The sequence below is a fragment of the Cytobacillus oceanisediminis genome (assembly GCF_022811925.1).
Lineage (GTDB): Bacteria > Bacillota > Bacilli > Bacillales > Cytobacillaceae > Cytobacillus > Cytobacillus oceanisediminis_D.
Genome location: NZ_CP065511.1, coordinates 4,872,433 through 4,898,382 on the forward strand (window position 1 = coordinate 4,872,433; position 25,950 = coordinate 4,898,382).

26 protein-coding genes are annotated in these 25,950 nt (G+C 38.9%); 4 read left to right on the forward strand and 22 right to left on the reverse strand.

Annotation, left to right across the window (positions count from 1 at the left end; translation table 11 throughout):
- Positions 1–18: 18 nt before the first annotated feature.
- From IRB79_RS24510 to IRB79_RS24560, 11 genes are all read right to left on the reverse strand, one after another.
- Positions 19–1,113, reverse strand: a complete 1,095-nt coding sequence (locus IRB79_RS24510) for an HD-GYP domain-containing protein (RefSeq protein ID WP_243505754.1) — start codon at positions 1,111–1,113, stop codon at positions 19–21.
- Between the two features lie 423 nt (positions 1,114–1,536).
- On the reverse strand, positions 1,537–1,839 hold the full coding sequence (locus IRB79_RS24515; protein ID WP_243505756.1) for a YunC family protein: 303 nt from the start codon (positions 1,837–1,839) through the stop codon (positions 1,537–1,539).
- 103 nt (positions 1,840–1,942) lie between these two features.
- Positions 1,943–2,788: a DUF72 domain-containing protein gene (locus IRB79_RS24520; RefSeq protein WP_243505757.1), complete on the reverse strand. Its 846-nt coding sequence runs from the start codon at positions 2,786–2,788 to the stop codon at positions 1,943–1,945.
- A 377-nt stretch (positions 2,789–3,165) separates the two neighbouring features.
- Positions 3,166–4,338, reverse strand: coding sequence for a Ger(x)C family spore germination protein (locus IRB79_RS24525; protein ID WP_243505759.1), 1,173 nt, complete (start codon positions 4,336–4,338; stop codon positions 3,166–3,168).
- A complete protein-coding gene (locus IRB79_RS24530) occupies positions 4,325–5,422 on the reverse strand; it encodes a GerAB/ArcD/ProY family transporter (RefSeq protein ID WP_243505762.1) in 1,098 nt (365 codons plus the stop codon). The genes IRB79_RS24525 and IRB79_RS24530 overlap by 14 nt, the downstream gene beginning before the upstream one ends.
- Positions 5,423–5,434: 12 nt before the next feature.
- Positions 5,435–7,000: a spore germination protein gene (locus IRB79_RS24535; RefSeq protein WP_243505763.1), complete on the reverse strand. Its 1,566-nt coding sequence runs from the start codon at positions 6,998–7,000 to the stop codon at positions 5,435–5,437.
- A gap of 577 nt (positions 7,001–7,577) precedes the next feature.
- Positions 7,578–8,162, reverse strand: a complete 585-nt coding sequence (locus IRB79_RS24540) for a replication-relaxation family protein (RefSeq protein ID WP_243505764.1) — start codon at positions 8,160–8,162, stop codon at positions 7,578–7,580.
- Positions 8,146–8,502, reverse strand: coding sequence for a hypothetical protein (locus IRB79_RS24545; protein ID WP_243505766.1), 357 nt, complete (start codon positions 8,500–8,502; stop codon positions 8,146–8,148). Before IRB79_RS24545 ends, IRB79_RS24540 begins: the two co-directional genes overlap by 17 nt.
- The gene (locus IRB79_RS24550) at positions 8,468–9,430 is read right to left on the reverse strand and encodes an FtsK/SpoIIIE domain-containing protein (protein WP_243505767.1); all 963 of its coding nucleotides are present in this window, start codon (positions 9,428–9,430) and stop codon (positions 8,468–8,470) included. Before IRB79_RS24550 ends, IRB79_RS24545 begins: the two co-directional genes overlap by 35 nt.
- Positions 9,431–9,581: 151 nt before the next feature.
- Positions 9,582–9,851 carry a hypothetical protein gene (locus tag IRB79_RS24555; protein WP_243505769.1) on the reverse strand — a complete coding sequence of 90 codons (270 nt, stop codon included), beginning with the start codon at positions 9,849–9,851 and terminating at the stop codon, positions 9,582–9,584.
- Positions 9,826–10,140, reverse strand: coding sequence for a hypothetical protein (locus IRB79_RS24560; RefSeq protein WP_243505770.1), 315 nt, complete (start codon positions 10,138–10,140; stop codon positions 9,826–9,828). The genes IRB79_RS24555 and IRB79_RS24560 overlap by 26 nt, the downstream gene beginning before the upstream one ends.
- A gap of 153 nt (positions 10,141–10,293) precedes the next feature.
- Here IRB79_RS24560 and IRB79_RS24565 point away from each other — a divergent pair, with 153 nt between their 5' ends.
- The 3 genes from IRB79_RS24565 to yidD are packed head-to-tail and all read left to right on the forward strand — an operon-like array spanning position 10,294 to position 11,003.
- Complete coding sequence (locus tag IRB79_RS24565) at positions 10,294–10,524, forward strand: helix-turn-helix transcriptional regulator (protein WP_243505772.1); 231 nt, start codon at positions 10,294–10,296, stop codon at positions 10,522–10,524.
- Positions 10,514–10,795 carry a hypothetical protein gene (locus tag IRB79_RS24570; protein ID WP_243505774.1) on the forward strand — a complete coding sequence of 94 codons (282 nt, stop codon included), beginning with the start codon at positions 10,514–10,516 and terminating at the stop codon, positions 10,793–10,795. The genes IRB79_RS24565 and IRB79_RS24570 overlap by 11 nt, the downstream gene beginning before the upstream one ends.
- A complete protein-coding gene (yidD, locus tag IRB79_RS24575) occupies positions 10,785–11,003 on the forward strand; it encodes a membrane protein insertion efficiency factor YidD (RefSeq protein ID WP_243505775.1) in 219 nt (72 codons plus the stop codon). Before IRB79_RS24570 ends, yidD begins: the two co-directional genes overlap by 11 nt.
- A 17-nt stretch (positions 11,004–11,020) precedes the next feature.
- On the opposite strand, the gene IRB79_RS24580 is transcribed toward yidD, so the two are convergent.
- Complete coding sequence (locus IRB79_RS24580) at positions 11,021–11,287, reverse strand: YolD-like family protein (RefSeq protein ID WP_431833402.1); 267 nt, start codon at positions 11,285–11,287, stop codon at positions 11,021–11,023.
- Positions 11,288–11,468: 181 nt separating this feature from the next.
- Here IRB79_RS24580 and IRB79_RS24585 point away from each other — a divergent pair, with 181 nt between their 5' ends.
- Positions 11,469–11,735 (forward strand): hypothetical protein, encoded by a 267-nt coding sequence (locus tag IRB79_RS24585; protein ID WP_243505777.1) that lies wholly within the window; start codon positions 11,469–11,471, stop codon positions 11,733–11,735.
- A gap of 340 nt (positions 11,736–12,075) precedes the next feature.
- On the opposite strand, the gene IRB79_RS24590 is transcribed toward IRB79_RS24585, so the two are convergent.
- The 10 genes from IRB79_RS24590 to IRB79_RS24635 all read right to left on the reverse strand — a co-directional run bounded on the left by IRB79_RS24590 (position 12,076) and on the right by IRB79_RS24635 (position 25,836).
- The gene (locus IRB79_RS24590) at positions 12,076–12,741 is read right to left on the reverse strand and encodes a DUF3800 domain-containing protein (RefSeq protein ID WP_243505778.1); all 666 of its coding nucleotides are present in this window, start codon (positions 12,739–12,741) and stop codon (positions 12,076–12,078) included.
- Positions 12,742–12,927: 186 nt separating this feature from the next.
- The gene (locus IRB79_RS24595) at positions 12,928–13,869 is read right to left on the reverse strand and encodes a HEPN domain-containing protein (RefSeq protein WP_243505780.1); all 942 of its coding nucleotides are present in this window, start codon (positions 13,867–13,869) and stop codon (positions 12,928–12,930) included.
- Positions 13,870–14,002: 133 nt separating this feature from the next.
- Positions 14,003–14,992 (reverse strand): peptidoglycan-binding protein, encoded by a 990-nt coding sequence (locus tag IRB79_RS24600; RefSeq protein WP_243505783.1) that lies wholly within the window; start codon positions 14,990–14,992, stop codon positions 14,003–14,005.
- 46 nt (positions 14,993–15,038) lie between these two features.
- Positions 15,039–15,344: an SPP1 phage holin family protein gene (locus IRB79_RS24605; RefSeq protein WP_243505785.1), complete on the reverse strand. Its 306-nt coding sequence runs from the start codon at positions 15,342–15,344 to the stop codon at positions 15,039–15,041.
- Position 15,345: 1 nt separating this feature from the next.
- Positions 15,346–15,693: a hypothetical protein gene (locus tag IRB79_RS24610; RefSeq protein WP_243505786.1), complete on the reverse strand. Its 348-nt coding sequence runs from the start codon at positions 15,691–15,693 to the stop codon at positions 15,346–15,348.
- 48 nt (positions 15,694–15,741) lie between these two features.
- On the reverse strand, positions 15,742–15,891 hold the full coding sequence (locus tag IRB79_RS24615) for a CD1375 family protein (RefSeq protein ID WP_243505787.1): 150 nt from the start codon (positions 15,889–15,891) through the stop codon (positions 15,742–15,744).
- 50 nt (positions 15,892–15,941) lie between these two features.
- Positions 15,942–16,268, reverse strand: a complete 327-nt coding sequence (locus IRB79_RS24620; RefSeq protein ID WP_243505788.1) for a hypothetical protein — start codon at positions 16,266–16,268, stop codon at positions 15,942–15,944.
- 15 nt (positions 16,269–16,283) lie between these two features.
- Positions 16,284–21,260 carry a phage tail spike protein gene (locus IRB79_RS24625; protein ID WP_243505789.1) on the reverse strand — a complete coding sequence of 1,659 codons (4,977 nt, stop codon included), beginning with the start codon at positions 21,258–21,260 and terminating at the stop codon, positions 16,284–16,286.
- Complete coding sequence (locus IRB79_RS24630) at positions 21,257–22,726, reverse strand: distal tail protein Dit (protein ID WP_243505790.1); 1,470 nt, start codon at positions 22,724–22,726, stop codon at positions 21,257–21,259. Before IRB79_RS24630 ends, IRB79_RS24625 begins: the two co-directional genes overlap by 4 nt.
- The gene (locus tag IRB79_RS24635; RefSeq protein WP_243505791.1) at positions 22,723–25,836 is read right to left on the reverse strand and encodes a phage tail tape measure protein; all 3,114 of its coding nucleotides are present in this window, start codon (positions 25,834–25,836) and stop codon (positions 22,723–22,725) included. Before IRB79_RS24635 ends, IRB79_RS24630 begins: the two co-directional genes overlap by 4 nt.
- Between the last annotated feature and the right edge of the window lie 114 nt (positions 25,837–25,950).

Sequence of the window (25,950 nt, forward strand, 5' to 3'; positions counted from 1 at the left end):
TCAAAAATCCAAAATAGTTTATTGTTGTACAAAAGTCGTATCGCAGCCTATAATGACAGAATTCAATTCAATCCGCAAATCGGCTTCATATGGCTCGACATTCCTGCCCTTTTCTTCAAGTATGCGAATGACTGGCCTATCACTCAAACCCGCGTTCTGCCGGCAGACAACGCCTTTCCTGCCATCATTCAGCTCGACTGTAACACCCACAGGATATACCGCGACCGCCTGTCGAAAAACTTCGATTAGCCTCTTATCAAATAACTTTTCTGCCCCTGCATACAAAATCTCCAGACCTTCATGCGGGAGCATGGCCTGTCTGTAAATGCGATTAGATGTTACTGCATCAAACACATCGGCAATCGCAATAATCTTGCCGAAATCATGTATCTCGTCTCCCTCAAGGCCGCGCGGGTAGCCGGAACCATTCAAACGCTCATGATGCTGAAAGGCACAATGTGCAACAAGGAGCGGAATCGTCTCTACTTTTCTTAATATATTAAATCCATCTTCAGGGTGCTTCTTTATTGATTCAAATTCTTCCGCTGTCAATTTACCCGGTTTCAGAAGAATATCTCCTGGCACCTTCATTTTTCCTACATCATGGAGAATAGCACCTAGCCCCAGGATTTCAAGTTCCTTTGGCAGGAGCTGAAGCTTCATCCCGATTGCCAGAGAATAAAGGGTTACATTCAGGGAGTGTGTGAAAATATAGTGGTCATATGTATAAACATCTGATAGGATCGTAAGCAGCTCCCTATTTCCCCTTATTTCACCGATTAGCTGACGAATTAGCCCTGATAGCCGTTTAGAGGCTTTCTCAATCACTAAAGAGCCTGTTAATTCTTTATTTGCTTCTACTTCCTTCAGAACCGATTCTATGGTTTCGATAGCCTTCGTTCGCATTTTGGCAGTCAGAGGGTCCTTATATTGGATATCCTCAGTGCGCCAATCCCTGATATACACATAAGTAATACCCATTTCCTGCAATTTGTGTATTAATTTATCAGCCAGCTCCACACCTTCATGCAAGAGGACCTGACCCTTGTCATTATATATAGCCTTGGCCAAAACGCTGCCAGTCTCAATTGTATTGGTTGCTGCTAATCTCATATGTATCTCCCATATCCTATTTTCAGTGCTACTTTATATTTCGGGTATAATTTGGTTTTATTTACATTATACGACAAAATTCCGGCATTGGCGGAAGTTCTCAAATTTTTTATGAAAATTGATTCTTATGCCGTTTTTAAGGATAACTTTAGGTTGCTCGTCTTCATTCCGGGGTGCTTTATTCCTCAATTATGTATTTTATGTGCGGAAAGCCATTTTTTATATGCGGATAAAAAAATTTTTGTGCGGATAGCCGTTTTTTATGTGCGAATAGTAAAATTTATGTGCGAATAACCCGTTTTTACTTCCGGATAAAAAATTATATGCGGATAACCTGTTTTTACGTGCGGATAAAAAAATTTATGTACTACGAAGCCCTTTATATGAACTAATTAAAAAAGACAGCCCTATTAAGGCATGCCTTTAGATCATTTTAAGAAGTGCTTCTCTTCCAATCGTCCCTTTAACAATGCCCAGTTCCTCTGCCTGATATGTGACAGATTCGAGGGGGGCATTTAACAGCTGCTCTATGGTTTTTACGCCGACCGCCCTGCCGGCGATTACTTTGCGGTCCTTAAGCTTCTCATTCAGCAAAGCTACATCAAGGGCGCCGCACATGATATACCCTTTATCATTCGTTACAACCAGCAGATTGGTCTTCGGCAATTGCACCGATACACTCAAAAAATTATGGCCATCTATATCAATCGGTTTCAATTCAATCATACTTGCCGCCACTCCTTTCCTTTTCCCTTACACAATATGTGCGGACAAGGGAAAGGGTGAAAGTGCCAGGTACCACTTCAAGGCCACAGGCATCTGACACCGCTTAAAATAAATCAAGCTGTCTGGGAGCGAGCTGCTGGTATTCGATATCAAGCAGGCCGATCATTTGTTTAGCGTTGTCTGCCGCGTCACCGCCAGAGTTATTATTGAAGACGACGAATACATTTTTACAATTTTTTTCAAGCTGTTTTAGATGTTCTGCCCATTCAGCCAGTTCTTTTTCGTTATAGCGGTAAAGATAGCGGACCTCGCGCCAGTTGTCTCCCTTCTTTTTCTGCCAGCCATGAAAATTACGGCCATGAAACCGAACAAGCACCTTATCAGGACTGGTTGTTTCCAGGACAGTTGGAACAGAACCCTCACCGGCTTGCGGCTCGTCGCAGATGCTATGAATCCAGCCTTCTTCTCTCATAAATCTTAAGGTGCTTTCCTTAAACTCCGGCCGAAACCATGATTGATGCCTAAACTCAAGGGCACATGGGATATCCCCCATCTGCTCTTTGCACCAGCGAAGATAGTCGACATTGGCTTTTTTGCAGTCAAACCATGGCGGAAATTGAAACAGCACCATAGCCAGTTTGCCGGATTCGATATAAGGCTCCAATGAGTCTTTAAAGGCTTCAAACATTTCTTCTTTGCTCTCAAAAGGGATTTCGCCTCTCTGATGGCCGGTCATGCCCTGATAGGCTTTTACAATGAAATGAAAGCCTTCTGGGGTGTCTTTCACCCATTTAGCGGAATTACGCTGTGGCTGAACTGCATAAAAAGCAGAGTCCACCTCCACAGTCGGGAAATGGCCCGCATATTCTTTTAGCTTATCTCTAGGTGAAACATTGCCCGTATATAGGCTATCATGGTCGCCCCAGCCTGTTACGCCTATGATAATCATTGAAACACCTCCGTTTTTTTACTTTACTTTTACTTTTAACGGAAATTTCAAACTGAAACTCTATATGATTATAATTCATAAAAAAGTTTCAATTTTCCAAGATTTTTAATCCAGTTTACCATAGGATTTTTTAACCTTCCTTAAAATAATAAACAATTGATTGCTAAGTATTAAATTTATTGAACTTCAAGTTCTTGCCGTATATAAAACAAGACGCTTTCTCCTTAACTCGAAGAAAGCATCCTATGGCTATGAAAAATTCTTATTTTGTTACTCCTCTGATATTACCCTATATTGTGAAGTGGCCAACTTATATGAATTAAAATGGACCAGTATAAGCTAGTTGAACGTTTTGCTCCTTTTGCACTTTTATTATTTCATTTATTCATTTTTCTGCCTTGAGTCTGGAATTGTTTAATGTTAACTTTCACGTTAATATCTATTGAAGCTTCAGGAAACTGTTCCTCCCAATTTTTCTTTACTTTTTTCCACACTTTCGGTTGATTGATTCGTAAACTCTCTCCAAATCCAGCGACATCTACTTTTAATTCTTTTTGGGTCTTGGCTAATCCTGCTTCCATTAATCGCATAAATTCTCTTTCAACTTGCTTTTCTGCATTCCGAATAAACTTCTCATTAAAAGCATCACTGTTTGGAATCCAATCTTCAGCTAATCGGCCTTCAGTATTAATGTTTACTGTATACGAAATGGCCTCTCCATTTACCTTAGGCTTAATAGTACTTTTTAAGTGATCAATTTCATATGAAATGATTTTGTCCGTTTCCTTATCAACTCCTGTTACGGCACCAGCTTGAGCTTCACCTGTAATACAATTAATTCCAAAGGTTTCATCTTCATTAAGCTCCCCAATCATTTTCTGTGTATTCCCTTTGATAACTGCTGCTCCAATGATTTGAACTCCATCTTTAAATTTTTGTACTTTCTGAACCAAAAAACTTGAACTAGCCGACATTTTTTCCGAGAAATCGCCTAAGGATAATTTGGTGGGCATTTTTGCCGTTTTCGTTTCCATATTTTCTGTTATAGACAATAGCTTTAAAGCAGGTACTGGATCCTTCGTTCCTTTTATGCTTAATATTTCGCTTGCTTTCTCCTCTGAGATCAATACATGAACAGTCCGTCTTATTTCATGGTCGCGAAAGAAAAAATTCAATAATTGGAGCAAATTAATGGATTGTGCCGCTTCCTTACTAATGACCAATACTTTTAAATGGGCATAATTCGGACTGCGGCTTGTAACCGTGGAAGCTTCACGGCCCGCTTCAAATAAAGAGGACTCATCCATTGTTAAGTTTTGAAATGGTGCTGCTTGACTGCCGCCGCCTCCATTCTCTCCAGCCAAAACTTTAGGTACAACAGATTGAATTGTAAATTCAGGAGTTAGGCGCTTTGTTGAATATTCTTGATAATCCACTCCGACACCAACAGCTAGACCCATATCTTCAATATCAATGCGATCCCAACACCCTCCCATAAAAAGAATCGAGATGCAGCAGCATATCAAGATGCTTTTTTTAATTCTTCGCATTTCGTTTCCTCCTTATGAAGGCAATGATTAAAAAAAATACGGGGATAATTCCTGTAATTACGATGGCCAAGTTGCCAATATAGTCACCTAATTTAAAAACTCCATTTATATCTTCCGGATACATCGCACATAGATAAATGAAAGGTATAAGACCATACACAAAAGGTTTGTACGCTTTCTTAAAAACTTGACTCAAACCTAAACTAGCAAAATAAAAATTCATAATAAAGGATGTAAACGTTGTAATCACCCAAAGAATGATAAAAAAGCTTTCAAACCTTTCTAAAAGGAGAAATTTCATTTCAATTGATTTGACCAGTTCAATCGTCGGCCATGTTAACAGCCTGACCTCATCTATTGATAATGAGCCAACAACAGCTATTACGATCAAAATATACATAAATAAGGGGATAAATAACCCTACGGCTGCAGCTTTCATAGCTTGCTGCGATCTTTGCATATAAGCGATTAAAATAAGAAAACTTTCAATTCCAGCAAGAGATAATGCAGTGGGCTTAATCCCGTTAACAACTGGCATAAACCCTTCACCTAAGATCGGGCGAAGATTATTTAAATCAACATTTGTTACACTAAGTCCCAGCATAAATAAAATAAATACCAAAACAACCGGAAAGTAAATTTGAAGCAATTTTACAATAGGATAAATGCCGCTAATCACGATATACACCCCTACAGCGATATATACGATAATCACTACTTCTATCGGAGTTTTATCTAACAAATAAGCGCGAAGCACTTCAGCCATTGATCGCGCCTGATATCCACCAACTAATATAAAATATTTAATGATAAATAGATTAAAAATGAAACCTGCCCATTTACCAACCAATATAGGACTAAATTGAAAAATCGTCATTCCTTTAAATTGAAGACATAACTTGGTTATAAAAAATGCAGCAACAAATGTGATTCCGCCACTAATGATCATACTGATCCAAATATCCGGCGTTTGAACTTCCTCTGCACTCACGCGGGGTAATGTTACAATCCCAACACCAATGACCGTCATTGCTAAAGCAACTGTTGCTTGAGTAGATGTAATTTGTTCATTTGAACCATTCACTATGATCTTCCTTTATTTCATCCGAGTGGAGTCTTTTGGTTTTAACATTTCAGGTCTCTCTTTTAGAACACTATATGGTAATCGAAGTATTGCATCCTTCCAATCCTTAAATTGATATGGAACAAATGGAGAGGTATAGTCAACACCAAAACTTTTAAGCTTGACAAGATGAATCGTTAAGGCCATCGCAAACATAATAATTCCAAATAACCCTAATACAGCAGCTGAAAGCATCATTCCAAAGCGTAATATACGAATAGCTATTGCCGCCCCATACTGCGGTAAAGAAAAGGACGAAATTGCCGTGACTGCCACAACAATGACCATCATTGGGCTGACTAAGCCCGCTGTTACAGCTGCCTCCCCAATAACAAGCCCTCCTACAATTCCAACTGTTTGTCCAATTGGTTTTGGAAGCCTGACTCCAGCTTCCCGCAGTATTTCAATTGTGATTTCCATCAATAATGCTTCCACAATGGTTGGAAAGGGGACTCCTTCCCTGCTTCCTGCAATCGAGATCACTAAATCAGTTGGAATTAACCCTGGGTGATACGAAACAAGTGCTACATATAATGAAGGACCGAATAAAGAGACAAACGCTGCTCCAAACCGCATGAAGCGAATGAGAGAACCAACAAACCACCGTTCATAATAGTCTTCTGGCCCCTGAAGAATAGAGGTAATCGTGATTGGCAGCAGCAATACAAAAGGCGTTCCATCAACTAAAATGGCTACACGTCCTTCTAATAATCCACTTGCTACTTTATCCGGTCTTTCAGTTGTTATGAGTTGTGGAAACGGGGATAAAAAATCATCTTCAATGAACTGCTCAATAATCCCCGATTCAAGTATTTGGTCAATATCAATTTTTTCTAATCGTTTTTTGGCCTCTTGGATGATGCTGTCATTTGTAATATCTTTTATATATGCTACGATAACCGGTGTTTGACTTCTGCGTCCGATTGTATATTTGTCTAAAACTAAATGGGGATCTCTAATTCGCTTTCGAATTAAAGACATATTCACAAGAATATTTTCGACAAACCCTTCTCTTGCCCCCCTTACAGTAGCTTCTGTAATTGGTTCTTCAATTTGTCTTGATGGCCATTTTTTTGTTCCAAGTAAAAGGGATGTATCGACGTTATCAATTAATAATGCCGTATCTCCATTCAAAACCTTCATCACACAGTCTTCTATCTTGTTGTTTTCTTCTACATCCGTTAGCGTTACAACATGGTCTTTAATGATTTCTTTGATGTGAGAGCCGGTGGCCCGGTCTTCTTTTACATAGCATTCTCGCATTTGAAGTTCTAACATGATTGACTTTAATATTTGTTCATGAATTTGCTCTTTATCGGCAAGCCCTTTAATAAAAACGACAGCTGCTTTGACGTTATATAAGTCAATATAAAATCTGCGAATCGCGATATCAGGATTATTTCCTAAGATATTTTGTAATTGCTCGAGGTTAGAATCCAAACTCGATGAAAAGAATACATTCGTTCCATGTATCTTTACTTGTTCATGACCATTTTTCGTTTGTTTTTGCCTTTTTTGCAACCAAGCCCATCGATTCATCTCCCTCACCTGCTTACATGAAATATTTTTTGAAACGGGTAAGTTTTAAGTTGCTTTAGGTGTGGAAATTTTGTTTAAGGGGGGGTGCTAAATCCTTAACTAGATTTAATAGATCGTAACCATTTTGAAACTTTGGAAATAGAATAGGGAATGATAAAAGCTAAACAAGCACCTAATAAATGTTCCCATTTTGGAAGGAAAGATATGATATTCTCCATAAACTCATCACCTACTTTCTATTTTCACCCAACACTTTATTTATCATTCATTTCTAGACATAAAGAAATCGGCAGAAGGACTTGGATTAAAGATATAGGTTTAATAACTGCCTTCATGCAAAGGTGGAGCCTCTTAAACAAAAAAAGATTGAACGGCATGGCCGTTCAATCTTTTTTTAAAAATTTTATTATTAACCGATGGAACCTTCCATTTCGAATTTGATTAAATCCCAAAATCAAACTCTATATTAATATGAAGAAACACGTTAAAAATCAGTGTTTTTTATTATTCCAGTTTCAAACCATTTCAAAGTTTTTAAACCTGTTTCGGCACAAAATCGGCACACCTAAAATCTGAATCATCTTATGTCCTCTTTAGTAAAGATCATACACAGCAGCCCCACATCTGTACAATATTGGTTCAGTATCTCCCTTCTACTTTCAGTTGTAGTGTAAAAGACAAGTACAGGCTTATGCTTATATTGCTTTTCGATTGCTGGAGAAAGAAGTTCATACTGTTTTATTTTCTTTTTATTTTCAGCCATGGATTGAGTACGATCGACTTCTAAAAAGTGAAAAACTTTATGATGAGTAAATGTTGCATCAGGAATAATTGAGGTTTCTTTGTAGGTCAGTCCGCTTTGGTACTTAAAGGTGATTTTCTCTTCTATCCTCCAGTCTTGTGGACGGTTGAAATAAAGGTACATATCGTTTCTGAGAAGGTGATGATCAACAGACAATGACCATTTCACTTCTTTATCAGAACCAATCAGATCCATTCCGGTAGTGTTAAGATAATACACATATTTGCCATTGTACATTTTAATGTGTAGAAAGTCTTTCATCCGATTCAGCACTTTTAGCGCGTTCCGATCGGTACCCAATCCATGCAATACCTGCAGATGTTCTCTTGAGGCAAAGACCAATTTATCCAAACTTAACAAGATCTTCTCCTGGCGGCTCTTCTTTTTCTCGATACTCGACAACATTTTCTGGGGCTCCTTTCATTGATTGTGGTACCTGGTATCTCTCTAATCTTCTCCACATTTCATGATCTTCTAAGAGTGGAACCTGCATCTTCTGGAGCTCATGAGTTTTATAGAGCCCCCTACCTTTCACATCAGATGGCAGCTCCTCAGCTCCCCTTTCATCGATGGCCACTTCTGAAGCATAACCAGATGGCAGCCTGAATGTGACTTTTCCATCTGAATTTTGCTTTATGGAACGGGGCAAGGTGTCTGAAGTTGGGTCAATACTGGGTACAGAAGATTTCTCTGTACCCAATACCACCCCCAATCCGAGTGATCTCACCTAAATAATATTGACAAGCTCCAAGTACTTCTTTTGTAACGGCATCCATCCACTTCTCAGGAGCCAATTGCGCTGCTTCATCCACAATGATGAACTTCCTTTTTTTAATTGGAGTATTAGAAATGTTTGTAAAGAATTTTTTGTGAAAGTACTTATATTCCTCCTGCATCTGATTGTGGATACCTTCAAGCATGATACCAGCTTCCATTGTATTGCTGGCAACGCCTTTTACTTGCTCCAGAAGCTTATACCTTCCAAACTCCAGACCGCCTTTTAAATCGATGGTATACAGCTCCACATCTTGTGGATGGTATTCAATCAGATAAGTAACCAGGACCTTGAGAAAAACAGTCTTTCCAAATCGGGTAGTCCCCGCCACAGTCATATGAGGTATCTTTTCAAAGTCATGCCAGAGCATCCCTTCCAGGACCTTACCTAACGGAATCACCCATAAGTTCTCGCCTGCCTTCTTATGGTCCTCTGGATAGACAGGACATTCCGGAACAAGTTTATATGGGAATAAGTCCGGAATATCCTTCTTAAACACTTTAATCACTAAATACTTTCGTGGATCTTTAGGGATTACCCAGGCTTTAAATTCGACCAATACCGGCCGGCTTAATCCATCAGAGAAGAAATGCACCTTTTTTTCCATTTCAGCCATTTTTGTTGCTGGCAAGCCTAGTGGAATTTGAAATACATATTTAGTTCCGATCTCCTCTCCTCCGTCCACAATAGGATATTTCTTTTTAAACTTAGGGAATTGAGGATCCCCTTTTTTATTAGTGATTCCGTACCCTGTGTTTTCAAATATCGTCTGAATGCTTTTCTTTTCATTGCTCCCTTTAGGGATGGCCGCAGCTCCTGCAACCAAAAGGGGAAATGCTAACCACTCAATCATTGGCCAAACGCTCCTTTCCGAAGTGAACTTGTGAAACAAGTGAATGAGGACTTTAGCGAAAGCTAAAGGAGTTTCACTCATACCGAACTATTTAATACAAGCTCTATGCATTGAAAACATTGATATCCGAACAGACTGGAGAACTGACTGCCTAAAACCCGATGACCAGGCTGCGTATGAGTGGGTTCTTGAAAACAGCCCACCCAAGAGCAAACAGAACACCTCCCAGACCAACTGCCCGAACAGTCACTTCATTAATCTGCACGCCACATTTTTCTAAAAAAAAGAGGGCCATTAAGACAGCCCCTGTACCTACAAAGAAGGTCAGTCCCCCGTCTACCATGGATAGTAATCCGGGATCTGGAGCCATATAGGAATACCCAGAGACAAACTGTTTAAAAGGAATAACCTCGACTCCCACGTTTCCCTTCCTCCTTCAGCTTTCTTTTCAACTTGGCTGCCGTTTGATAATAAACGTCATCATAGCTTTCAATGCCAGCATCCACACATCGATACCTTTCCAGGTAGTTCATGATCATGCAGCAATCATCCGCAGTTTTTGCACTGAAATACATCTGGTTCATGAAATCCGAGGAAAATAGAAATTCTGTCTCATCCAGCTCATTAAAGTTGCTTTCGTGCATTCTCTTTTTAGTGTCTTCGCTATCCCTATAACCGTCAAAAATACTTTTTATAATCCCGTTTATCATGTACCTCCACCTCTTTCTGTCAGTGTCTGATACAGTTTATGGGTTGATCACTATAAAATTGCCTGTCTATCCCAATTATTTTTGTATCTTTCAAAAATAAACATTGAAAGGGATAATTTTACTTTGTGTGGAATATTAATTTAGGTGATTTGAATGAAGAAATTAAAAAGCAACTTAGGATGGCTAATTGAGAAATCAGATTACAACAGGGAATTTATTAGGAAAAGATATGGTAAGTCAGCTAACACAATAAGTAACTGGTGTACCGGTAAAAGCCACCCTAGCGTTAAAGAATTGTGGGATCTTGCCGAATTATTAGGTGTAAAGGTAGATGAACTTTACACATTGAAGGAGGAAAAAAAGGAGGAAAAAAATGAGCAATAAAACAATAATAGAAACAAAATGCACCTGTAAAGGCTGCGGGAATGTTTGGTTTTATGATAAAAAAGATGAGAACACAATTAAAGCAGAAAAAATGGAAGCTTTGGGAAGTGATCTAAGTAACGCTGGGAAAAGTATGATGTGCTGTGGTGGATGTTTACCGGCATTATTTATACCTAATAAAGAAAAAGTAAAGGTAAGGGATTTAAATGTATGTGAAAAGTGTGGTTCTAAAGCTGTAGTGAAAGAAACAGTAACGCATAATGTTGAGTAGCATTCTAATAATCATTACAAGAATTTACCAAAAATTCCTCTCTCCTATTAAGCCCAAAAGAGTAAAATGTAGATTTTATCCAACTTGTTCAGGATATGCCATCCAGGCTATAAGAAAATATGGCGCTGTTAAAGGCACTAAAAAAACAATAAATCGTTTAAAAAGGTGTAATCCCTATAATAGAGACAGTTGCATTGATTACCCATAAAATTGAAGAAAGCGCCCTCAAAGCTGAGGAGCGCTTTCTACTTTTAATATATCTAAAAAGGGGATTTTAATCGTCTCATATCCAGATTCAACATGAATTAATTTTGTCTGACCGTCTAGTTTTACAATTTTCCCTTGCACCTGTTCTTCTTTTTTAAAGACGATCAAAGTAACCTCAGTTTTTTCATTATGAGCTTCAACTAGCTGATTCCCTAATTCTTCAAGTTCAAAATCATCTCGTGATGGACGTTGGGGTTTGGACTTTTTCGGCATTTTCACTCCCACTTTTTAAGCTCCTCTCCTTATCTTTTGTTCAGGCCCGACCGATAAAACACTCCTTATAAAAAATGTCCTTTCAATCGAACCTCCTTTATTATAATCTTATGCGAACCCACGTTCGATTTCAAGTTGAATGCAGAATATATGTTCGTGTATAATTTATCTAAAAGGAAAAGGACTATGGATAATGAAAGTGATAATCCAAACAACCCTAAATGTTGAAGGTAACCGAGGATTTAGAAATGGAGAATTCCATGTAAGGGATAGCGAATTTAAGAAGGACCCTGATTTTGCTGTTGCTGTGGTTGCTTATGAATGGATCCAGCAGCAGAAGCGTGAGAGTGGTCAGAGAGAGACAATTATTGAAAAAGTGACCTGGAATGAGAAAAACGATATAACACAGATAGTTAGAGAAATAGTGCCGGTTTTGCCGGAAGATAATTTGCCATTTTAACTCAAAAAAGCCCCTCTAAATTGAGAAGGGCTTTTTTCATAAGATAGATGCCTATAAAACGGCTGCCATTACAGACCGCTTATGTGTATATGTTGTCACACGTTTTATAGGGCTTACTCTATCTTAGTATTATTAATATGCACAAAAAAAGACCAAAAATACCTGGTCAGTAAAAAAATGGGTGACATGGCGCAAAACCTATATATCGACTACCACATAGGCAGTTTATGTGTAAAATGTTGTCACACGATATTATAGGGTTTACTTGCGCCGTATTAGATGTCTTTATATTAACATTACTTGTTTTCGATTGTAAACAAAAATGTATTAAAATAATACACTAAAGACTAACAACTTTTTGTTGTCCGAAATATCTTCTTGGGAAACGCTCGCTTTGTACAACTTTACTTGAGATTAAATCATAATTATAATTGTGCCCATGTTCATATTTAGAATTGATCGCATTAGCCACAAAATCTGCTGCTTGTATTGGATAAGAATTCTGCGATTCAATATATCTAACCTCAATATCAAGGTCAAGATTTAAATCATAATTTAGTCTAATTTTAATGTAGTTTTCAAATGAATTTGTTGACTCTACCTTAATTGTTCTTTTATCTAGATTAATTACTAAGTGTTTAAGACCTCTTCTCATTGCTACTGGTTCAATAATGAATTTGAGCATATAGTTATAAAGAAGGTTTTCATCCTCAAGTAATTTCGATTTAACATGATGAAGGTCTGCCACAATGTATCTAATATTCAGGTCTTTTGAAGCTATTTTTCTAAGAAAATAATCTTTAATTATTGGGTTTGAGTCACTAGCTTTAATTTCATCAACATTTTCAAATCTAGTGAATTCTTTTTTCACCTTTAATACAGTCTTTTTCATTACATTACTTAGAGGTTTCGTAAAAGGCATTTCAATGCAGGCAATAGTAAAATATCTACCTTGCTTACCAAGATTACCTGATTCGTCAAAATTCAATATCAGCTTGTCACCCATACTTTGGAACAGTCCTTTTCAATATACTGTATTTCTTTTGTCTTATATATATTGATGTAATTTCCATTATAGCATCTTTAGCCTACAATATGTAGGATTAAATAATTATATGTCACTAGATGTTGATTAATGTAAAAAGCCCTCTCAACTGAGAAGGGCTTTTAAAGATTCAGTTTAATATTAACTCTAAGAAAAAGTCATCAATTTGATTATTATTTTTTGAAAAACTTCATGGTCTGCTAATATTAATTGTCTTAAGATGTTATCTAATCTTACAGAAAACTCAACTAGATCTTCTTCAGAACCACTTATATTCGAACCGTGAAGAATTACAGATCTATAATTATAAGCCTTTTTGATAAAATTATATATGTCTATTTTTTCTTGTGCCGAAGCACCCATTAAAGCAGCTACTCTTTCTGCAATCCTATGATTAATTTCAGATTTAGCAGTACTAAATAAACACTCTAAGGCAGTACAATACAAAACTATTTTCATGGGTAACGCATGACTGGTTCTTGCCCCCATTGTAAAATACTGTGCCTTAAACATTCTGCCAGGATTACCTTTTTTATAAAAATGATTGCTTTCTGGATATTTACCTCCAAAAGTCTCCTCTTTTATTTCATCAAGGGAAATTGGTGTGAAAGTTTGTATAGCTGAATCAATTTCATTTCTTGTAAACTCACTTATACCTTCTTCACAAGAAGCAACTTTAAATATTTCTCCTAAAGAAGCTTTAAATGAACGACCATCTTCTATACTATCTTTATAAGTAATCAAAAATCCATCTCTAACATAAATACCATTATCTTTTACAAGCCAGAGGTCTGTTACAAAACTTTGTGCCTCTCTAAGAAAAGCAAAAGTAGTCATTGTGCCTTTTTTACCCATTTCTTCCATAGACGAAATTTCAGGGAATTCTCCATACTTATAGTAATAAACAGTATCATTAAATTCATCAACAGAGTGAACACCCGCTGTCGATTGCATCAATATGGAATTAAGGATTTCCGATCTTACTTCCTCCCCATTGGAAATCCTAGTTCCAGGATACAGTTGTATTCCTTTATTTAATTTAACATCTATTTTCATATGATGAAGAATTGTTATAAACTTGTATTTCATTTCTAATTAACTCCTTTAGAAGAATATAAAAATTAGTTCGAGATAACTTTTAATATCCTTCTAAATTGACGATTATTTATAAATATGTTGTAGTACCTCTAAAATAAAAAGTCTATTTAATCAATTGAACCCATTAAGTTATGCCTTTTGACTTCAAAACAGCCTGTAACTTCTTTTGAGTATTAGGGCCATATATCCCATCTACTTCATAAGGCAAATAAACCATCTGAAAGCGCCTTAAGGCATCTTTAGTTTTTGCCCCGTATATACCATCGGCAGTACCACATTTGAAATAAACAGCGTTCAAAGCTCGCTGCAGTTTCTTAACGTTCTCCCCTTTGCTTCCTTCCCTTAAAACTCCAGAAGGCAATGGATACCTGTATGTTTCCTGAGCTTTTTTAGGCTGATCAGGTTTCGGTGTGTATGCATTTTTGGCTTTCCCTAAATTAATCTTCTGGCCAATCTTTAGCTTGTTAGGATCCACACCTGGATTTGCGACAATCAAATCATTCACAGTAATGCCATCAATGTTGTTAGCAAGCCCCCAGAATGTATCACCTTCTTGGATAACATGAAAATCAGGAGATGTTTTAGAAGGTACATTCCCATCGAGAAACTTAAACACTTTCTGATAATCAAATACGCAGCAGGCTTTCCAAGAATACCCCGGCATTTCTTGATGTGATTTGTCGCGCTGACCAATTCCATCTTTAACAAGGGCTGCCTGTAATTCATCGATGGTCGCCTTTGTTGCGTCATCTAATTTTTCTGTTCGGAAATCACCAGCAACGCAGATTCCAAGAGCAAATTGATTGCTGTCACCTACATGATAAGTGCGCATACTAATATCATTAGCATATACAATTCTAGCTCGCTCGCCTTTAGTAGTTTTCACTTTATTTTTCGGCTCAATTACTAAATGATAACCAACACCAGGCCATCCTAGAGAAACATGATACCTTGCAAAAGCTTCAGCAGTTGAACCTGCAAGATTGCTTTTCGTTAAGGAATGATGCCAAACCCGATCAGTGATTTTCTTTACCCTTTTTGAATATGCTCCTTTTTTCGGAAGCTTCCCTCTCATATCCACAAGTTGCGGCAGTTTTTCAAATGCATATGCCATAATAACCTCTCCTTTTTATATAAATAAAGCCACCCGGAAGGGCAGCTTATTTGCCGTCATCTTCAAATGCATTAGATGAGCTGAATGGTTTTACCGTATTATCTTTCTTCATCAATCCTTGTGCCTGTAGAGCCTTTTTCTGCAGCTGGGCCTTCTTGCTGGTGTACGTGTTCTTCCAAACAGTCCAGGCATTAACAGCAATAAAAATACTAAGAATCACAAAGTTTGCTATATCATTGGCAAATGGAGTGATATCGACATTGGAGATTCCGTTTAGGCCTAATGCAAATAAAGAAAGCCACCCACTTAAAAGGATGGCCCAGTCTTTCCACGTTTTCGGTTGTTCGTACATTTTAACTACCTCCAAATATTTTTGTGATTTGATCCCATTGCGAAATGACAATTGATAATACTCCTACAATTCCGGTCCCCCCCAATAACCCAAGAAATATATCTTTGCGTGTGGTTATTTTCAAGGTTTTTATGCCGTACATTTGCTCTAGCAGTTTTTGGTTCATGGTATTTTGATCGTTCAGCATCGTCTTAGTTGAACTAAACTCTGTTAGCAATGTATTTTGTGTCTGTAGCTGTACTTTTTCCATATCCGAAATCTTGGTGATTACCTTGTCATAGTTGTCTTCCAACTTTGATATTCTCTCTTCATGATCGTCTAGTCTCTGTGGCACGTCCATCTCCTCCAATGTCCATTGCCCCCCCCTTTTTAACACAATATATTGTTCTCTATAAAATTACTCTGCAGGTGGCTGGTAATCCCCAGCCAAAAACTCTACACCACTATCTATAAGGTGTTCGTATGTTGCAGGCTTTAGTGATTCTGGAACATCCTCAAAAGCAGTCTTTCCTAAAATCACTCGCTGTGCAAAAAACATGGCCATCATGAAATCATCTCCTATTAGTTTTAGTATTTTATATATAAAAAATCGGACTATCATGGGTACACTAGCATTGCCATCTCAGCAATGAGCTCCTCGTGAAAGTCCGATCTATCTGAAGACGCTTGAATCTGCGCTTTTAATAAAGTGTTTTCTTGTTTTAACAAATCAAGTTCTGCCGTTCCTTTTGTTCGGTTATCTTCGTATTCTATATATTCTGCCGTTGCACCCTCTACCCATCCATTCTCTGTCCACCGCGGTTTATACAACAAAGGCGGGACAGGTTCTTTTATTAGGTTTGACTCCAATATGTCCGTATCCTTCACGATAACGGGATCAATAATAAAGCCATTTTCATCGATGATGTTAGCTTCGATAAACAAGTTATTCACCTCTTTTTAATTACCATACAAGAAATAAATTCCGTCAAGAGATAGCCAATTACCTGAAACCGTCGCAGTAACAACACCCGTTGTACTTATGCTTATACGTGATGTTCCAACGGAAGAGTTTGACCATGTGGTGAAAGTTAATAACGCGCTTGGACGATACCCGGCAGGAAGTGTAAAAATGTGTTTCCCGTCAGCAGATCCTGTTAAAAATCCGCGTAAATGAACATGCCCCAATGCGTCTTTATAATAAGCAGCTGTTTGATAACCTCCGCCATAATTTGAAACCCCATTCAGCAGCGTTGGCGCAATCCATCCTCGGTCTGCTGTTGAAATAATATTATCTCCAATCATACTCATGCCCGTGGCTATTAATCTGGCTTTCTCAGCTCCATAAGCTAACAACCTCAAATAATTATCAGCAAAGATATCTATATGAGTAACACCGTTTGTGTTCCCAGCTGAAACGGAACCGCCTTTTAGGTCTTTGTTCAAATTATTCATGAAAAGGCCATTGCCATTTACTTTCGCACTGGTGAGCGCACCTATAAATGCCTCAAGTTGGCTTCCGGACATTTGAACATACCAACCATCTTTCTCTGACTTTATGGTGTCATTTTCAATTGTGACTGTACCTTTTGCGCCTGTTATAGAAATCTTTCCCGAGAAGGTTCCGGAAGCTCCTGTAAGATTTCCTTTGAACCAGACATTACCGGCATTATCGACAATAAATTGATCATTTACATTAAGTCCAAGCAATGACTTTATATGTTTTGCTAAAATAGCCCCATCAACAATTAACTCTTCGGTAACCATTCTATTGACGTGAATATTGTCTACATAGAACCTATTTGTTGTCTCAGTATTGTTAGTGAAAGATACCCACAGTTGAAGGTAATAACAGCCTGACGGAACAGTGTAAACCCCTTCTTTAGTTTCAAAGGAGAGGTTTTTAGTAGCCCATATAAGAGGTGCATCCCAGTTACTTAAAGCTTGCTTAGCAGCATTATACCGCCTGAATCCAATTCTTCCATGGTTTGTTCCGGCTGTATTTAAGTAACGGGCCTCAGCAGTTACATAAAACTTTTGACCAGGGATAACGGGAATTAAATTAGAAGCATAATAGTCTGCATTTCCACCGTTTCTAGCATCTAGCTCCATACATCGATTGGAACCGTTCCCTTGCTGAAAGCTTGAAATGTCTGCTACCCTTCCATAAACAGAGTAAGTCCAAAACTTAGGAGTAGTTCCAGGCGCATCATCTTCAAAATGACCATTTTCACAAAGGTTATGTCCTCCAGGTAGTCCTTGTGGTCCTTGAGGACCAGGGTCTCCGGTATCACCTTTATCGCCTTTAGGACCTTGGATAAGAGACCAAGAATATTTTGTTGGGTCGGTTGAATCAGCTTCGGTATAGTCGCTATAAACACCAATATATGTCTTACCAGTGGATACAGTAGTTGAGAATCCTGCAGTACCTGTTGAGTTAGTAGCCCATGCTGTATGAAAATACGGAGTCCTTCCATCGCTACCAGGATCTCCAGGGACCCCCTTATCACCTTTATCTCCTTTACTTCCCATAGGGGCAAAGAATATGTCGGTAATTTGATTCTTTGAAGAAAGGTCAGTGATTGAGCTATCGATATATAGCTTCAATCCAGCCGATACAGCTTTTGTCCTCTTTAGCTCTCCGTTATGATAGTATCTAATACTTTCTCCATCATAAGTAATCTGAAGAGAATCTCCTTCTGCATACGCTCCACAAGTTTGAACATTAGACCCATTTTCAAATACAAATAAGTTACCTCTATTCATATAGAACGCATAGTCTAAAGACGGATAGTTAGCATCGGTAGCTGGGTCTGAATTCAAACCGAACATTGAGTTTGTTCCAATATCTCCTGCTTTGAAACTTAAGAACGCACCACCAGTAAACGATTCTTGTGTATACGCTTGTTCATTCCAACCAGTTGTTCCTCCAGACTTTCGAATATTACCCTTAGCATCGATTGCAATGTTACTTGTTTTCACCCAATTATATGATATAACTGGTGATAATAAGTCATCGGGATGAGGCGCATATGGAGGGACTTCATCCTCTTCGGATAACATAATATCAGTAAAGAAGAAGTCTCCAGTGGCATCACGAACGTACATTTGAATACGAATTTCTGTAAATCCAGAACTAATTGTCGTAAATGTTGCACTTCTTTTTACAAATGATGTTGACGGATCAAGCGATATTCCATTAGAACCAGATACATAAGCTCCGTTGTTATAGTACTCAATATATAATCGAGTATGGGGGTTAGTAGGTCCCACAGCTTTATTAATAACTTTCAGTAAAGCCGATAAGGTATATTGAGTGTTAGGTTTAGCAGCGAACGATTGCCAAACTATTTTGCTAATACCTATAGCACCTGAAATCTTAAATGCTTTTCTACCATCCTCAACAACCAAAGAGCCATTACCTGTGCCTGTCCAACTTTCAACACCTTTATCAAAGTTACCATTTCTCAAAAGGTTCCAAGTAAAGGAATCGCCTTTATCACCTTGCGCCCCAGTCTCTCCTTTTACCTTATTCCAAGTATACAAAGCGACATTAGTACTATCAGCAGAGTTAAAGTCAACGTAAGTTCCGATCCACTCCCCAACAGTTTCTCCACTATTTGCTGTGAAAGTTTTCCCACCATCATTAGAGTATTTAATATGCAAGTAACTTGTTTTTCCGTCAGCACCCGGCTCCCCTGGTAAACCATCAGTACCTTTTATTAAACTCCAAGAGTAAGATGCGTATCCGGTAGGTGCTGTCGCTGTAGTTGTAACTGCTGTACCGATATATTTAGCATTAGTAGGATCGGTAGCCATTGGGTTTCCGTTGGCATTTTGACTATATCGAACCCATAGATAAGCACTTGTTCCATTGGCACCATCTTTACCATCGAAATAGTCAACCCCTTTAACAGGAGTATAACCAGGGTCACCTTTATCGCCCTTATCACCTTTTACTTTATTCCAAGTATAAGCAGAAACACTTGTACTATCGGTAGAAGTAAAATCAACATAGGTACCAATCCATGTACCTACGGTCTCTCCGTTATTGGCTGTAAAAGTAGCCCCTCCATCGTTTGAATATTTAATGTGGAGGTAACTTGTTCGTCCATCTGATCCACTTTCCCCTGGTAAGCCCTGATCCCCTTTAATCAAACTCCATCGATAGGAAGTATTAGCTGTAGGTGCAGCAGAAGTTGCAGTTGTGGCTATCCCTATATATTTCGCCCCTGTGGGGTCAGTCGTCATAGAGCTACCATCAGCATTTTGGCTGTATCGGACATGCAGATAACTGGAGTTCCCATCCTGCCCATCTTTACCATCAAAATAGTCAACACCCTTTATTGGGGTATATCCGTCATTTCCCTTTTCCCCTTTCGGTCCTTGAATTAATGCCCAGGTGTAATCTGCAGGATTATTCGACTCCTCTTGAACCAACTTATTTTGAGCAATACCAATGTACTTTTTACCGGTTGGATTATCCGAAAGTCCGTACCCGCTTGAATCATCTCCATATTTAATCCATGTATAGGTAGGTTGTCCATTCTCTCCAGTTGGTCCTGGCACCCCTTGAGGCCCCCTGAAAAGTGACCAAGTATAATCGGCAGGATCCATAGAAGGAGTTTCGTCTGTCTGATTATAGGCAATCCCAATATAGTTTTTCCCGGTAGAGTCCTGGCTCATATTGAGACCATTTGCATCATCCGCGTACATAATCCAGGTAACGCTACCGTTCAATGGGATCCATTTATTTAAAATAGAATCCCATGTGTGTGCAACCTCCACGGACCCTCCTGTTTTAATCCAAATAATATTCGGCTTTCCTGGTGGTGCAGTCGGGGATTTTATGACCTTTGTTGCATAGAGATCCTGTAGCTCTCTCCAAGTTTTCATGATATCTTCTTTTTTATATTCAATGACCTCTCCGAGCTTGAAGGTCTTTTTTGATTTATTGAAGACAGAACGATCAACAAAAATAACCCTCGAATCCAAGTACATTGGAGGGTTAAAATGCTCATCTTTGATTTTTGCGGAATCTCCTAACCTGGTTATCTCGTGCTCATAACCGAGGATGTGTTCCAGGCTTACTGCTTCTACTTCATATTCTACAGTTGCAGATATCCGTTTTTTCAACTCCATTTCCCCAAGTTGAGTGAGCCTTTCTAGTGTCATATCCTGATCAGAAGTCTCTGGCTCATATAACGCAATTCGGTGTTTGCCCTTCCGATTCCAGTTCTGATATGCAGCATCATTTTTTACAATCACTTCTAGCCTTGTACCATCCTGTCTTTCTGGTCCTAAACAGTGAAGGGCAGTGACAATACGATTGGACAGCACTCTACGTTTAATGCCAATAAGATCCTTTCCAAATGTAATTTCTTTTCCACGGTTAAGTCCTTGTCTCTTAATAAAATCCACATATCGTCCTGTAACGGTATCTCCATTAGTGGTTACCCTGAACCTCAGCTCGCATTCAAATAAAGAAGCAATAGCCAGAAGAGCATCATAAGCATCAAGATGCTTTTCTACTGTCCATTTTCTAGTACCGCTATAATCTACAATTCCAACCTGCCATTCTAGCCCTGAAAGAACTAATCCAGCAGCTGTTTGAATTGATTGGCTATCCAGAACTTGTGGTGAAACTATTTTGGATTGACGGATTTCGGCAAATGAACCTATTGCTTCAACTTCTTTTGTCATTGACGCTGTGTCTTCAAAAGTATAATTTATAACAAATTCTCGATAGTCCCCATCCTCGTCGGGTATCAGAACACGTGATAGACTATTTAGTTTATCAGCATCAGGTTCATTTACTGTAACCGAAAATTTATAAATATCCTCATTATCCTTTATCCCATTTTGATGGCTGTCCTCAATCACTTTTGTTAACCAACCAATTATTTGGTCAGTTTGATGGTGAAGAATATGAATCATCTATATTTATCCCTCCATTCTCCCTCAACTCGACTTATCACATTTGGTGGGTTAAAAACTAAAGCATTGTCGCCTGGTTGGAGATGAAAGAAACGAGATCCGAAATCTTTGCGCATGAAAAAATCCCCATTCTTGAGGATTCTGCTGGCTCCCATATCAAATTCGAATACGTCTCCGTCTTCCCCAATATACGGAATTTGACTTTCTGTAAGTTGATTAAGTTTATAAACCTCCAAGTCCTGGATGCTCATTCGGGAAGGTGTAGATGTGCCGTATGTGGCAATGTGTACGACAACATGTGCAACTTTTCTAGTAAACTGATTTTCCCTATCCTCCCATTCCACGAATTTTCGTGAGGTACGGTTATTTCGGTCACCATTTATAAACTTGGCTACATAAGCAGTCCATTTATTGCCTTTTTTCGTGATCTGCAGTAAGCCATTGAAGTTATGCCAGGTATTCCAGTTGGTGCCGTATTCCGCAATCATAAAATGATTGACAACATTATCCCCGACACGAAGTTCAGCGATATTTCCACCCTGACCTTTTGACATGTCCTTAATCGCAAGCTTAGCTACAGCCTTTTTATTGACGTCCAATAGGTAGACTTCAATTCTTCCTATTTTTGTTAAATCATCATTATCCAGGATGGGCTGCACTGCTACATCAAAATCAGTTAATTCTTGGCCAAGTGATTTTATTTTTGCCGGTCCATGCCATGCAGTACCTGAACCGAGAGAAGACGCAATGAATTTTGTGCCATCACTTGTCATTGTCCCGGCCACAACTCCTCCATCGATGTCAGAACTCTGGGCATCTCCCCATCCCGTTGTTGTGGACATGGTATCATGAAGGATTAATTCACGCTCGGCAACCGCAAACTCATCGATATTAACAGGCCTGCCAATCCTCATATAATCCTCATCGCCAATGATATCTAAGAAGGTGGTATTATCTTTTAGCCAAATTTTAAAATTTGGAGGAGTACTGACTGTACCTTTGGTGTTTAATACCACAGGCAACGATAAATCAGTAAAAGGACCCTCAGCTTTTGCTGGACCGTATTTATATGGATCTGGGCAGATAAAGGTAATTGTATCTCTATGAACCCCTCCCCATTCAAATGTCTCCTTTACTCCACTCGTAATGGCATAATAAATTCTGTCTATTTCATCTTCAAATACAAGCGATTTTGCTTCTTTTGTAATGAGGACTCCATTTACGATTTCGATTACTTTTCGTAATTTAAAATCACTTACCTCATCAAATGCTATATCAACCTCAATAATACGAACAGGCGTCTTTGTTGATGATACGAGTGCTCCATCCATTCCTGAGAATTCAAGCAGTTCGACATCTTGGCCTAATACTCCTCTACCTCTAATATCTTCTATGTGAAAATATTGACTTAGGATAACGCTATTAAATATTAGAGAGAAATCATCATCAATGGTTATGGGATTCACCCCCTTAAAATGCCAATGTTTTCTTCATAACGTTCATTTTCAGATATCAAATGAGTTCTCAAAATTTTGCCTGCTTTCCGACCATCGATATAAACGTCCCCGTTTTCTCTTTGATTGTTTAAGAAGTCTAATGATGATCTAAATGCATCTTGAATGGCTTTGATTTCCCCAATTTGAGAAGAAAGGTTATAGCTAATGTCTTGTTTAGGAATAGCTGCCGATTCAAGATCCAGATCCGGGGTTGCCCACCTTGCTAATTGTTCTGCTGCATTTTGAACGAACTTCTTCATTTTCAGAATTCCGTTACCTAATCCCTCTCCCGTAAATTCACCTAGCACCGTTGTAACACGGGAAGGTGAATTAATATCCAATATCTCTTCAATCTTACTTTTAACAGAATTGGCTACTTCTCTCACTTTTTCCCTAACAGCACCAATCATAGATCCAATTCCATTGATCAAACCTTGGATAATGTCTTTTCCTACCTGGCTCAAATCAATATCAGTCAAGAAGGATTTTGCTTTATTCCATATTTCCTCGATTTTAGTTTTGACTGCATTCATTTTTTCCTGAACAGCATTTTTCAAAGCTTCAAATTTTGCCCGCACTGTGTTTTTAATTGTCTCAGGCAAATTGGTGGAATTGGTTTTAATGGCATTCCAGATTTCAGAAACTTTCGCCCTTGCTGCATTCATCTTTTCTGAAATAGATGCTCTTAAATTTTCAAATCTGCTGATTGCTGCAGATATAAGGTTTATAATAATGGTCTGTACAGTTGTCTTAATAGACTGCCAAGTATTAGCCAAAAAGCCTTTAACGGAATTAAATATTGTGAGAGTATTTGTCTTGAGATGATCCCATGCCGTGGAAACCAATCCTTTGATAGCCTCTAGAGCACCGCTGAAAATCAGCTTCAAACCATTCCATATACCCAATAACGCCTGGCTTAAATTTTGAAAGATCTGAGTTGCATGTACCTTCATGCTTTCGAAGTCACCTGTAACCAGATCTAAAAGCAATAATAAAGATCCAAGGAATAAGTTTTTGATGAAGTCCCAAACACTAGTAAAATACAGCTTTAATCCTTCGAAAATCTGAGAGACTCCATTTTTCATATTGTTAAAGAAATCTAAAATTCCTTGAACAAAAGGAGCAAGAATGGCTTGAACGGTTGTAACAATAGCCATCCAAGCTACCGAAATCCCCGTTTTTATCGCTTCCCAGGCAGCAGCCATCCCATCTTTAATCGTTGTCCAAGTATTGGTTAGAAAAGCTACAAAGCTATTCCATATATTTGTTATGGACTCTTTGATGGCTGTCCATGTCTCTGACGAAAAAGACTTAATGGATTCCCAGGCGTTCCTTAACCATTCCATTGTCGTTGTCCAGATCTCAATGGTTTTAGCTTTAATGGTGTCCCAATTTTTATAAATAACGATGGCTAACCCTATTACTAGTGCAGATATTATGCCTATAGGTCCGGATAAAGTCGCAAGGGCAGTTCTTAGGAAAGTCATGATGGCCGCAGATTCCCTGACCTTTTTTATTAACATTCCTATAGGACCTACTATTGATCCAATACCTTGCAGAAACATACCCACCATCATTAATAAGGGGCCGATTAAAGCAAGGAAACCTCCTAATGCAAGAATTACCATATGGATAGTTGGTGAAAGATTTGCAAAAGTGATTGCGAACTCTCTAATATAGGGCAGTGCTGTTTGAATAATCTCAAGAAGTGTTTCCCCTAAAGGCATAACAGCCTCTTGCAATTCTCGCAAGGTAGATGTCAGCTCTGCTCCAAGATTATCTTTCATGGAATCAGATGCCTTCTGGGCTGCTCCTTCAAAATCGGTCATACCCTCTGAGGCAGTCGCAAAGAACGCCTGATATTGAGGTCCAAGATCTTCCAAAGGGGTACCCATCAATTCGATTGCTAATCGGTTCCTATCTGCTTCATCACTTACACCAGCGATGGCAGTCATAACCGCCATAAACGCAGCATTGGCTTGATCACCGCCAGCAGCCAAGTCCCCTTCGATTTGTTTAAAATCTAGACCTAGTTCAGAAAGAGAACTCCGGGTGTTGTCTGCTCCATCAGTAATCTGTAAAAAACTTTCTTTGACTGTATCCCCCAATTTATCAAGGCTAAAAATCCCTGATTCCACACCACTGGCGAACATCCCTACCATTTGCTCTGCTGTATATCCCATATTGGCGAACTGAGTGGAATACTCGGATATACTGTCAAGGAGCTCATCCGAGTAATCCCCGCCCCGTTGGAATGCAACGGTTATTAAGTCCATGGCCTTAGTGGAATCTACACCAAACTGCTGCATTAGTTGTCCTGCAGCCCTTGTCGTTTCCTTGATGTCTCCTCCGAAAGCTTCAGCTATCATAAAAGCACTTTCAGCTACAGCTTCCAATTCTCCAACTGGTAGATTCCCTAATTGCTGATAAACGGTTGCAACAGCATCAGTCGTTTCCTGAAGGTTTTCACCAAAGGCATTTCTCCATAAGTTTGCAGCCACTTCCTCTAGCTCTTCCGCTTTTTTCGCTGTGAGTCCCAACTGCGTCTGCAATCTGTCTCCAACTGCATCAAAGTCGTCGGCGGTTTTAAGCGCTAAGGTGCCAATTCCTGTTAACGGAAGTGTTAGTCCTGCCGAAAGAGTTTGTCCAATTTCATTCATTTTCCCGCCGAAATTTGACATTCTGTCTGCTGTCGATTCAACTTGCTCCGCTTGTTGTTCGATTGACTGGTTGGTTTCTATAACTTGATTGGCAAAACGTTGTTCCTCAATTCTTGCCCTGTCAAGTCTTGCAGCCATTTCCTGTGCTGCCCTGGAGTTTTCCCCATACTGGGCTTTAACTGCTTCATATTGCCTCTGTGTTTCGGCCACCCTGCGTCCAGCCAATTCCTGCTGCTTCTGCAGATATTCAACTGTAGCACTTAGTTTCTCTGTTTCTGATGCAGTATGTTTCATCTGCTCCTGCTGAAGTTGAAACTCCCGTTTTAGCTTGGCAGATTCTGAGCTCATTTCCTTCATGCCCTTATTAAATTCCTGATTAAAGACAGAGACCTTAATTTGGGCTTCATTCCTACTTGCCAACTATCACACCTCCTTCACAATGTGGATGGATTGTTGATCCAGCCTTTGAAAGAGATTGCCCCCTGGAAAACCCGTTCGACATTCGCAATTGGCTCATGCCAAAAAAAGTCCGGG

Coding starts and splice junctions, on each gene's coding strand:
- IRB79_RS24510 (WP_243505754.1), bottom strand. CDS start 1,113: ATGAGATTAGCAGCAACCAATACAATTGAGACTGGCAGCGTTTTGGCC.
- IRB79_RS24515 (WP_243505756.1), bottom strand. CDS start 1,839: ATGATTGAATTGAAACCGATTGATATAGATGGCCATAATTTTTTGAGT.
- IRB79_RS24520 (WP_243505757.1), bottom strand. CDS start 2,788: ATGATTATCATAGGCGTAACAGGCTGGGGCGACCATGATAGCCTATAT.
- IRB79_RS24525 (WP_243505759.1), bottom strand. CDS start 4,338: ATGCGAAGAATTAAAAAAAGCATCTTGATATGCTGCTGCATCTCGATT.
- IRB79_RS24535 (WP_243505763.1), bottom strand. CDS start 7,000: ATGAATCGATGGGCTTGGTTGCAAAAAAGGCAAAAACAAACGAAAAAT.
- IRB79_RS24550 (WP_243505767.1), bottom strand. CDS start 9,430: ATGATTGAGTGGTTAGCATTTCCCCTTTTGGTTGCAGGAGCTGCGGCC.
- IRB79_RS24560 (WP_243505770.1), bottom strand. CDS start 10,140: ATGATAAACGGGATTATAAAAAGTATTTTTGACGGTTATAGGGATAGC.
- IRB79_RS24565 (WP_243505772.1), top strand. CDS start 10,294: ATGAAGAAATTAAAAAGCAACTTAGGATGGCTAATTGAGAAATCAGAT.
- IRB79_RS24570 (WP_243505774.1), top strand. CDS start 10,514: ATGAGCAATAAAACAATAATAGAAACAAAATGCACCTGTAAAGGCTGC.
- yidD (WP_243505775.1), top strand. CDS start 10,785: ATGTTGAGTAGCATTCTAATAATCATTACAAGAATTTACCAAAAATTC.
- IRB79_RS24585 (WP_243505777.1), top strand. CDS start 11,469: ATGAAAGTGATAATCCAAACAACCCTAAATGTTGAAGGTAACCGAGGA.
- IRB79_RS24590 (WP_243505778.1), bottom strand. CDS start 12,741: ATGGGTGACAAGCTGATATTGAATTTTGACGAATCAGGTAATCTTGGT.
- IRB79_RS24595 (WP_243505780.1), bottom strand. CDS start 13,869: ATGAAATACAAGTTTATAACAATTCTTCATCATATGAAAATAGATGTT.
- IRB79_RS24600 (WP_243505783.1), bottom strand. CDS start 14,992: ATGGCATATGCATTTGAAAAACTGCCGCAACTTGTGGATATGAGAGGG.
- IRB79_RS24605 (WP_243505785.1), bottom strand. CDS start 15,344: ATGTACGAACAACCGAAAACGTGGAAAGACTGGGCCATCCTTTTAAGT.
- IRB79_RS24615 (WP_243505787.1), bottom strand. CDS start 15,891: ATGATGGCCATGTTTTTTGCACAGCGAGTGATTTTAGGAAAGACTGCT.
- IRB79_RS24625 (WP_243505789.1), bottom strand. CDS start 21,260: ATGATTCATATTCTTCACCATCAAACTGACCAAATAATTGGTTGGTTA.